The organism is uncultured Campylobacter sp. (genome assembly GCF_938017705.1).
In the GTDB taxonomy this organism is placed as follows: Bacteria; Campylobacterota; Campylobacteria; order Campylobacterales; family Campylobacteraceae; genus Campylobacter_B.
Genome location: NZ_CALIIS010000072.1, coordinates 1 through 9,566 on the forward strand (window position 1 = coordinate 1; position 9,566 = coordinate 9,566).

Here is a 9,566-nt window from a genome sequence, read left to right on the forward strand (position 1 = left end):
TACATAGCTTCTGCTAGTTTGTGGCTAGCTTTGCTTAGAGCTTCTACTTTTGCATCGATCTGCTCTTTTGAAGAATTTTCATCTTTTAAGACCTCTTTTAGATCGTTTAGCGCAGCTTCGATGTTACTTCTATCTTCAGCTGGGACTTTCTCGCCAAGCTCGCTCATACTCTTTTCAGTTTGGTGAACTAGTGCATCTGCTTGATTTCTAGTCTCAACTGCATCTTTGCGCTTTTTGTCCTCTTCTTTGTGAAGTTCAGCATCTTTTACCATGTTGTTTATCTCTTCTTCGCTTAGACCGCTTGATCCAGAGATAGTGATGTTTTGAGCTTTACCAGTTGCTTTATCTTTTGCTGAAACAGTTAAAATTCCGTTCGCGTCAATGTCAAACTCAACTTCTATTTGAGGTACGCCTCTTGGAGCTGCTGGGATGCCTTCGAGGTTGAAATTTCCAAGTGATTTATTATCCCTTGCAAACTCACGCTCACCTTGTAAAACCATGATAGTAACGGCACTTTGGTTATCTTCAGCAGTTGAGAAGACTTGGCTTTTCTTAGTTGGTATAGTTGTACCTTTTTCTATGATCTTAGTCATCACGCCGCCAAGTGTTTCGATACCAAGGCTAAGTGGAGTAACGTCAAGAAGTAGCACATCTTTAACGTCACCTTTTATAACCGCACCTTGGATAGCAGCACCGATAGCTACGACTTCATCAGGGTTTACGCTCTTATTTAGCTCCTTGCCGAAAGCCTTTTTGACCTCCTCTTGCACGAGTGGCACGCGCGTCGAGCCGCCAACCATGACGACCTCTTTTATGTCGTTCATGCTAAGACCTGCATCGCTTACGACCTTTTTGAGAGTGCTTATGGTCTCATCTACCAAAGAATCGATCATACTTTCAAATTTGGCCCTGGTGATGGTTTTCATTAGGTGCTTTGGACCTGTGGCATCAGCAGTGATGAAAGGTAAATTTACCGTCGTTTCCATCGCGCTGCTTAGCTCTTTTTTGGCGTTTTCCGCAGCCTCTTTTAGGCGTTGCATAGCCATGACATCGCCGCGTAAGTCGATGCCTGTTTCAGATTGAAATTCCGAGGTTAAAAAGTCGATCAGTTTGTTATCGAAATCATCGCCGCCCAAAAACGCATTACCGCCCGTAGCAAGGACTTCAACGACGCTATCGCCGGTTTCTAGCACGGTTACGTCGAATGTGCCGCCGCCCAGATCGTAAACTACGATCTTTTCAGATTCTTTTTTATCCAGTCCATACGCAAGCGCTGCTGCGGTCGGCTCGTTAATGATACGAAGCACGTTTAGGCCCGCGATCGTTCCTGCTTCTTTCGTCGCCTTTCTTTGGCTGTCGTTGAAATACGCAGGCACGGTTATGACCGCATCTACGACGGGCTCGCCCAAAAACGCCTCCGCGTCCTCTTTTAGCTTGATCAGCACCTTGGCTGAAATTTCTTGCGGCGTATAAACCTTGCCCGCGATCTCTACCGCGCACGCGCCGTTTCGGTCGATGATTTTATATGGTAGGCGCTTTTTGGCTTCCTGCGCGTTTTTCTCGTTCATCATAAGACCCATGATGCGCTTGATTGAATAGATCGTCTTTTCCGGGTTAGTGACTGCTTGGCGCTTGGCGCTGTCGCCTACTAAAACCTCGCCTTTGTCGGTGAAAGCGACTACCGACGGAGTGGTGTTTTTACCCTCTTTATTCGGTATGATCTTGCTCTCGCCACGCTCGAATATGCTTACGCACGAGTTTGTTGTTCCTAGGTCGATGCCTATGACTTTTGCCATTTGTTTATCCTTTGTGTTGAATTTAAAATTTTAAAATTTGGGCGATCATTTCGCCACCACCACCATAGCGGCGCGCAAAACGCGCTGCTTATACATATAGCCTTTTTGATATACTTGAACGATATCGCCTTTTTTAGCGCCTTCGGCTTCAATCATCGAGATGGCGTTATGCACGCTAGGATCGAATCCCGCATCCGTCGCTATCGGAACGATACCGTATTTTTCAAAAGTCTTTGTAAAAAGGCTTAGACATTGTTTTACGCCGACTTCGATTTTATCTGCAAGCTCATTACCTTCCACATCAATTTTGGCGGCCTCCTCAAGCGCGTCGATTATCGGCAGTAGATCTTTTGCAAAGCTCTCGCTAGCGTAAGCAACAGCGCTATCTTTTTCCTTTTCCAAACGTTTTTTGAGATTTTCAAAATCCGCATTGGCGCGGTAAAATTTATCAGTGATCTCACTTAGATCGTTTTGAAGCTTTTGTATCTGCGCGTCGGTATCATCGCATGTCTGCACCTCTTGCGGCTCGCTCGCTTCTGACGCGCACTGCTCGCAAACCTCTTTTTCTTCACTATCGCACGCTGCGTTTTTATCGCCGTGCTCTTTAAATTTATGGCTCATGCTACTCCTTTAGCGTAGTTAAAAAATTTCTCGTAATTCTCGTAAACGCTGCCTGCGCAGATCATCGTAGCGTCCTCGCCTTCGAATTTTACGGGGCGTTTGATCCCCATAAATCCGTGCTCGAAGTAGGGCGCGAAGATCAAATTTTTAGTAAAATTTACGGCGATCGAGGGGTTGAGTAAAATTTTAAACCGCTCGTCTTTGAAAATTTTATACGCCACGACCTCGTTACAAAGAAATTCGATTTTAGAATTTTTTAGCTCCCTGATCTTGGTGCTAAGCTCGCGCAGACCGATCTGCATCGAGGCTAACTCCAAATCTCCGAGTGAAATTCCTATTAAATTTGATAAGAATTTAAAAACTCTAAAATCGTATTTTAAGATAATCTCATCCGTTCTAAATGTAAGGATTATGAAACGATCATCGTGATTGATGACTTCGCTTAGGGCTTCGTTTTCGGCGTTGAAAATCATACAGTAAATTTCAAAATCCTCAAGCACCGCTTCTAGCTCGCGAGCATCGTCTATTTTTAACTCATCGTCGAAGCTAAGTCTAGCGCGCCAGTAATCCTGCATCGTCGCAACCGTCGGAATTCTACCACCGCTTACATGAAGCTGCGTCAAAGCCCCCTCATCGCTTAAGCGCTTAAAATAAATTCGAATGCTAGACGCTGACATCGCTACGCCCATACGCTCACCCAGCTCTGAAGATCCGATCGGGGTATTGCTATCGAGATAGGCGGAAATGATGGATTCCAGGATCATATCACGTTTATTCGTTTTCACTTTTAGCACTCTTTCGGTAAGATTGCCAGTATTATACAACATTGAGTGGTAGGATGTCAAGGTTTTTATATAAATTTTATAAAATTTTAGCAATCGGGTCCTGAGTTTGCTAAATTTTAACTATGATTTTTGAGGTGAGCGTAATTCTTGGAATTCTTGGAATTCTTGGAATTCTTGGAATTCGCCACGGCGCCATCGCGGTAAATTTTATCGTATTTTTCGTATTCGTAAACGTAATTTTACCAAACAACCGGCTTAGAGCTTCGCCGTATGCGCCAGATTAATTCTATATTTGCAATAATGGCGAATTGGCAGTGTAGCCGCAAATTTCGTGCTTACTAGCAAAAATTTTGTCATTTGCTGTAAATATGGAGCTAAATGCCAAAAAACGCAAAATTCCCGCATAAATGGCGCGCAAGCTAGACGAAAGTGCTAGGCAAGCAAAGCGGTGTGAGAACTCGCAAAGCTCAAAATTTTATTCGCTGACGCAAATTTAAATATACTTTAACGAATAGAAGTGTAAAATATGTCTCAAATTTTAACGATCAAGGGTTTTTATGCTAAAAGACATCTTCCTTTTCGGCGGTTTAATTTCTTACGACCACACTTTTATCTACCTTTTTTACTTCTTTTTGGTCGTCGCTATCATCGTAGCCGTCGCGCTTTGCTCCACTCGCTCGCTTCAGCTTGTACCACACGGCATGCAAAACATCGCCGAAGCCTACCTAAGCGGCGTACTAACGATCGGTAAGGATGCTATGGGCAGCGAGGAACAAGCCAAAAAATATCTTCCGCTAATCGCAACATTGGGATTTGTGATATTTTTTAGTAACGTTATCGGCTTGGTGCCGGGCTTTGAGTCACCGAGCGCGAGTTTAAATTTAACCCTTTCACTTACGCTTTGCGTTTGGTTGTATTACCATTTTGAGGGCGTTCGCGAGCATGGCGTGATCAACTATCTAAAGCACTTTATGGGGCCGGTGAAAATCCTAGCTCCGTTTATGTTCGTCATAGAGATCGTCTCGCATTTTTCGCGCGTCGTATCGCTTTCTTTCCGACTTTTCGGAAATATCAAAGGCGACGATACCTTCCTGCTCGTTATGCTTACTCTCGCTCCTGCGCTAATACCGATGGTACCATTCGCGCTGCTTACTTTTATGGCGATTTTGCAGACTTTTATTTTCATGGTTTTAAGCTACGTTTATCTAGCGGGCGCCGTGATCGTCGATGAGCATTAATTTTAAGCGAAATTTCTTATACTTCCTCGTGGGTGCGTCGTTCGGATTGATCTTCGTCGGCGCATTCGTCTTTTTTGCCTATCCGTCATTTTATTTTTTGGGGTTAAAATTCCTCTTCATCTGCACCGCTCCCGGCGTGATATGCGTCATCATTACCTGCTTGATGGTCGATGTTTTCGATCTGAAAGAAAAGCTCCTTAGCGGCGGCGAGTAAAAATCTATCCGATTAAATTTTAAAATTTAGCCGCGCCGCGCGCCGCTACAAGCGAGTATTAAAGCAAAAAATTGTAAAATTACGCGAAATTTTTATTCTAAAAGGTTAAGTTTATGTTTGAAACCGTGATCGGCCTGGAGGTACACTGCCAGCTAAATACCAAAACCAAAATTTTCTGCTCCTGCCCCACGAGCTTCGGCGACGAGGCGAATTCGCACGTCTGCCCGACCTGCTTGGCGCTTCCGGGCGCTCTTCCCGTGCTAAACGAGGAGGCGGTTAAAAAAGCTATCAGCTTCGGCACCGCCGTTAATGCGACGATTAATCGCAAGTCGGTATTCGACCGCAAAAATTACTTCTATCCCGACCTTCCCAAGGCGTATCAAATTTCGCAGTGGACGATCCCGATCGTCGAGCACGGCGAGCTTTTTATAGCTGCGGACGGACAGAGCAAGCGCATCGGCATCACGCGCGCGCACCTAGAGGAGGACGCGGGCAAAAATAATCACGAAAGCTCGCGTAGCCTCGTCGATCTAAACCGCGCCGGCACGCCGCTTTTGGAGATCGTAAGCGAGCCTGATATGCGCTCTGCGGACGAGGCGGTCGCGTATCTAAAAAAACTCCACAGCATTTTGCGCTTTTTAAATATCAGTGACGCGAATATGCAGGAAGGCTCGTTTCGCTGCGACGTAAATGTCAGCATCCGTCCGCAAGGCGAGCAAAAGCTCTACACGCGCGTGGAGATTAAAAATTTAAACTCCTTTAAATTTATCCAAAAGGCGATCGAGTTTGAGATCGAGCGTCAGATCGAAGCGTGGCAGGACGGCAAATATGAGCAAGAGGTCGTGCAAGAAACCCGCCTTTTTGATACCGCTAAGCTCATCACCAAGCCGATGCGCAGCAAGGAAGACAGCGCCGAGTACCGCTACTTCCCGGACCCCGACCTGCTAACCGTGATCGTGGATGACGAGATGCTAGCCGCTGCGCAGCAGATTCCCGAGCTACCCGATCAAAAAAAGGCACGCTACGTCCGCGAGCTGGGCGTTAAAGAGAAGGACGCCGAGATCATAATCTCGACCTACGAAAACGCGCGATTTTTCGAGGATCTCATCGCTGCGGGGCACGAGCCAAAACTCTGCGTGAGCTGGCTTACCGTCGAGCTTGCGGGCAGGCTCAAAAACGGCGTTACGATCGAGGACTCGCCCGTAGGTAGCGCGAAGATGAGCGAGCTTTTAAGCGCGATCGAAGGCGGCGCAGTGTCTCAAAAGGCCGCCAAAGAGGTGCTTGATTATCTAATGGAGCACGACGAGGCCGTAAGCTCGGTTATCGATAAGCTTGGCTTGAGGCAGGTAAGCGACGACGGCGCGATTTTAAAGATCATAGCGCGCGTGATGAGCGAAAACGAGGAGAAGGTCGCGGACTATCGCGGCGGCAAAGACAAGCTATTCGGCTTCTTCGTAGGCCAAGTGATGAAAGAGGGCAAGGGCGCGTTTAACCCCGCGAAGGTGAACGAGCTTCTGAAACAGAAGCTGGGCTGATTTCGCAGCTTTTGCGGGTGGCAAACGGCGAATAAAAGGCGGCGCGATGCATGCGATAGATGAAGCCTCTGGGATAAAATTTTAAATCCGCTAGCAGCGTTTTGCTTCGAGCTAAAGTTTTCACGCGCCAATGACGAAGGCTTTTGCGTGTTATAATTTCATTCGGCGCGATCTCGGAGGCTACCCGCTCTGTTTCGCGCACGTTTTGTTCTTTTGAGCTAGTTTTTTTCTCGTGCGAGTCGTTTGTGTCGAGCGTCGGTCTGCGACGGAGTGGTTTAAGAAGCGCGTCCGTTAGGAATTTTACTCACGGCTACCGTCAAAGCACGGTAAAGCTCTCAGGGAATACGTAAATAGCTCTGCTTGCGAAAGCAAGAACGAAAGCTCGGTGTGCGGTGGGTAGGATCGAATACGCAGGGTCGAATTTGAGTGGCGAGTCGATGTGTAGGCTAAATTTAATCAATCGCCGCGTCGGATACGCGTGCCTCAAACCTTGCGCCAAACGATATAACGTGGTGAGCGAGACCGCAAGATCATCTAGGCTCAAAGCACGCCTTGAGAGATTTAAGCGGATTTAAAAGTGCGATTTGCGCTTAAGCGTCTGAGTAAAATTTTTAAAAATTTGATTTGCTTTGGCGATGCACGAGTGAAATTTAAAACGTATAATGGAGTTTCAAAATCCTCATTCGTTCGCTGCCGCGCCTTTTGTGAAAGTGTTTTTTGGCGGAAGAGCAAAACCTTAAAAGTATGAAATTTTAGCGAGGTAAATTTTAAAAAAGCGAAGTTTTTGCTGAGTAAATTTCAAAAGCGCAGAATTTTAACGAGACGAAATTTTGACGAGATGAAATTTTAAAAAGCGAATTTTAAAGCGTAGCTTCGGCTAGCATTTGTGCAGGCTCATGTCGGTGCTTTTGGGCTAATTTTTCAAAGAGCGGGAATTTCAAGAGAATGAAATTTGAAAAACCGCAAATTTGCGAATAAATTTTTAAAAAGGAACATAATGAAAATCGCGGTTATAGGCGCTGGCAAATGGGGTAGCGCGCTTTTTGATGCGCTTAGCGTGAAAAACGAATGCGTCATCACTTCGCGCACACCAAGGCAAATTCCGCATTTTGTAAGCGTGAGCGAAGCGCTGGAATGCGAAGCGCTTGTTTTTGCGCTCGCGGCACAACAAACCGCGCAGTGGCTGGATCAAAATTTCACCTACAAAAATCAAAAAATTCTAGTCGCTTCCAAGGGTATCGACGCGGCAAGCGGTAGGTTTTTGAACGAAATTTTTGAAGCGTATGTCGCGCGCGGCAATCTTGCTTATCTATCAGGTCCATCGTTTGCCACCGAAGTCATGCAGAAGCTGCCTTGCGCGCTCGTCGTAAGCTCGTGTAACGAAAATCTAGCCGAACTTTTCGCAAGTGCCTTCCCTGCCTACATCAAGACCTATACGAGTGGCGATATCATCGGCGCAGAGGTGTGCGGCGCGTATAAAAATGTCATCGCCATCGCTAGTGGCGTTTGCGATGGGCTCGAGCTCGGCAATAACGCTAGAGCGAGCTTGATCGCTCGCGGCATCGTAGAGATCGCGCGTTTCGGCAAGTTTTTCGGTGCGCGGGACGAGACCTTTTTGGGCTTAAGCGGCGTGGGCGATCTGTTTTTGACCGCCTCGAGCGCGCTATCGCGAAACTACCGCGTAGGACTAGGGCTTGCGCGCGGCAAAGGGCTCGAAGAAATTCTGCGCGAGTTGGGCGAGGTCGCCGAGGGCGTGGCTACGACCGAAGCGGTCGTAAATATCGCGACAAAGCACAAGATCTACGCTCCGATCGCTACCGAGGTCGCGCAAATTCTGCGTGGTAAGGACGTAAAGGCGAGTCTAAAGGACCTGCTACGCAAAAAATAGCTGCATGGCGGAATTCTCTCGCTAAATTTTAGCGGTAAATTCGGCCTGCATAGGTTTTGATTTATCCGCTATGTTTGTGAAATTTAGTTGCTGGTTTTCGAATTCCGGTCGTTGTCCGTTTGGATCTGTTTACGCGGCTTTGATTTAAAATTTTGCTTTAAGCTTGAGTGCGAAATTTTAAAGCGAGGTCGTAAAATTTTAAAAAGAGGCTAAATTTTAAAACATTTAATGTGGGTCGCAGGTAGTTGACGGCTGAGAGTGGAGCATATTGCTTGTCTGCGACTGGGTAGGTCAAAATTTTTGATGTGTCAGATTTAAAAATTAAGGCTTTTCTTTAGACGAGGCGGAAAGGCATAAATTTTGAAAATATTCAATACAGATGATGTGTAGTTTCGATAAATTTTTAGTGCTTGCAAAGGAGCGGGTTATTCGTCCGCGACTGCGACGAGTTAAAATTTTACAGAATGTTGGTGTATTATAAATTTTAATACAGGAGCCAAGGCGAAGGATCGCGAGATGGATTTAAGGGTTGCGACGTAAAAATTTAGCGAAGATAAGGCATATGGTCTATCAAGCTAAATTTTTACTAGCTCCGTTAAAGACGCTCGCGAGGCAAGCCGCAAAGATAAAAGAGGAGAAGATGGAAAAATACGAAGGCTACAATCTCAGGCTACGCGACGCTCTCGTCGGCGTACAGTTTTTATTCGTCGCGTTTGGCGCGCTCGTGCTGGTGCCGATTTTAACGGGGCTTGATACGTCTGTGGCGCTGTTTACGGCGGGCATCGGCACGCTGCTGTTTCAGCTCATCACGCGCAAACACGTCCCGCCGATCTTTCTTGCGTCTAGTTTCGCGTTCATCGCGCCGCTTAGCTTTGGCGTGAAGGAGTGGGGCATCGCCGCGACGATGAGCGGAGTGATCGCGGCGGGACTATTTTATGTGGTTTTGAGCCTGCTTATTAGGCTCAAAGGCGAGGGATTTTTGCATAAAATTTTACCGCCCGTGGTCGTCGGCCCCGTCATCATGACGATCGGCCTCATCCTCTCGCCCGCGGCCGTAAATATGGTCATGGGCAAGGGCAAGGAGGCGCTTTACACGCAGGGGCAGTCGCTTACTATCGCGCTCATCTCGCTTTCGGCGGTTATCGTCGTTATGATGTTTGGCCGCGGTATGCTGCGCCTAGTGCCGATACTGTGCGGCATCGCGGCGGGATACTGCGCGTCGCTATTTGTCGGGATCGTGGATTTTACGCCGATTCTAAATGCGCCGTGGTTTGCAGTTCCGAGCTTCACCGCGCCAGTTTTTAAGCTAGAAGCGGTAATTTACATGGTGCCTATCGCTATCGCGCCCGCGATCGAGCACATCGGCGATATGCTTGCGATCAGCAACGTCACGAAGGAAAATTTCCTAAAAAATCCGGGGCTTAAAAGCACTCTTCTGGGCGACGGACTCGCGACGTCGCTAGCAGGCTGCTTCGGCGGTCCGCCGAAC

At 47.2% G+C, this 9,566-nt stretch carries 10 protein-coding genes; 6 read left to right on the top strand and 4 right to left on the bottom strand.

All coding sequences use genetic code 11. The features are described from left to right. From dnaK to Q0605_RS03515, 3 genes are all read right to left on the bottom strand, one after another. The coding region (dnaK, locus tag Q0605_RS03505; protein WP_298704286.1) for a molecular chaperone DnaK at window positions 1–1,796 on the bottom strand (1,796 nt) is incomplete at its 3' end. A gap of 45 nt (window positions 1,797–1,841) precedes the next feature. Continuing rightward, a complete protein-coding gene (locus tag Q0605_RS03510) occupies window positions 1,842–2,417 on the bottom strand; it encodes a nucleotide exchange factor GrpE (RefSeq protein WP_298704289.1) in 576 nt (191 codons plus the stop codon). Then, complete coding sequence (locus Q0605_RS03515; protein ID WP_297896065.1) at window positions 2,414–3,202, bottom strand: HrcA family transcriptional regulator; 789 nt, start codon at window positions 3,200–3,202, stop codon at window positions 2,414–2,416. The genes Q0605_RS03510 and Q0605_RS03515 overlap by 4 nt, the downstream gene beginning before the upstream one ends. 134 nt (window positions 3,203–3,336) lie before the next feature. Between Q0605_RS03515 and Q0605_RS03520 the strand changes: the two genes are divergently transcribed. From Q0605_RS03520 to gatB, 4 genes are all read left to right on the top strand, one after another. Beyond that, window positions 3,337–3,486, top strand: coding sequence for a hypothetical protein (locus tag Q0605_RS03520; protein ID WP_298704293.1), 150 nt, complete (start codon window positions 3,337–3,339; stop codon window positions 3,484–3,486). 273 nt (window positions 3,487–3,759) lie between these two features. Next, a complete protein-coding gene (locus Q0605_RS03525) occupies window positions 3,760–4,440 on the top strand; it encodes a F0F1 ATP synthase subunit A (RefSeq protein ID WP_291937725.1) in 681 nt (226 codons plus the stop codon). Next, window positions 4,430–4,654, top strand: coding sequence for a hypothetical protein (locus Q0605_RS03530; protein WP_297896069.1), 225 nt, complete (start codon window positions 4,430–4,432; stop codon window positions 4,652–4,654). Before Q0605_RS03525 ends, Q0605_RS03530 begins: the two co-directional genes overlap by 11 nt. Before the next feature lie 113 nt (window positions 4,655–4,767). Beyond that, a complete protein-coding gene (gatB, locus tag Q0605_RS03535) occupies window positions 4,768–6,189 on the top strand; it encodes an Asp-tRNA(Asn)/Glu-tRNA(Gln) amidotransferase subunit GatB (RefSeq protein ID WP_298704297.1) in 1,422 nt (473 codons plus the stop codon). Window positions 6,190–6,505: 316 nt separating this feature from the next. Here gatB and Q0605_RS03540 read toward each other — a convergent pair whose 3' ends face one another. After that, on the bottom strand, window positions 6,506–6,733 hold the full coding sequence (locus tag Q0605_RS03540; protein ID WP_298704300.1) for a hypothetical protein: 228 nt from the start codon (window positions 6,731–6,733) through the stop codon (window positions 6,506–6,508). A gap of 450 nt (window positions 6,734–7,183) precedes the next feature. On the opposite strand from Q0605_RS03540, the gene Q0605_RS03545 reads away from it, so the two are divergent. Beyond that, window positions 7,184–8,077 (top strand): NAD(P)H-dependent glycerol-3-phosphate dehydrogenase, encoded by an 894-nt coding sequence (locus tag Q0605_RS03545; RefSeq protein ID WP_298704302.1) that lies wholly within the window; start codon window positions 7,184–7,186, stop codon window positions 8,075–8,077. Window positions 8,078–8,717: 640 nt separating this feature from the next. Continuing rightward, window positions 8,718–9,566: solute carrier family 23 protein (locus Q0605_RS03550; RefSeq protein WP_298704305.1), on the top strand; the 849-nt coding region annotated here is incomplete at its 3' end.